We start from the raw sequence: 242 nt of genomic DNA on the forward strand, positions 1-242 counted from the left end.
CCAGAAGCTCTGATAGAGCGCATGATTGAGCATATTCCTGATAAGCACTTCAAAATGATTCGATACTTCGGTTTTCTATCAAACCGACGTCGTGGTGAGATGCTCCCTAAGGTCTACGATGCCTTAGGCATCGCCCCTAAAGACGCACCTGAAATGCCCGGCTACGCCGCCATGTTGAAAGGGTATGTGAAGGTTGACCCGTTTGAGTGCATTCTTTGTGGGCATCGTTTAACGTTTCTTCG

General features: G+C 48.3%; 1 protein-coding gene. It reads left to right on the forward strand.

What is annotated here, in order from left to right:
• A partial coding sequence (locus tag H5300_RS27610; RefSeq protein WP_182797416.1) for a transposase occupies nt 1-242 on the forward strand: 242 nt, incomplete at both ends.

This window comes from Vibrio sp. SG41-7 (assembly GCF_014164465.1).
GTDB classification, from domain to species: Bacteria; Pseudomonadota; Gammaproteobacteria; order Enterobacterales; family Vibrionaceae; genus Vibrio; species Vibrio splendidus.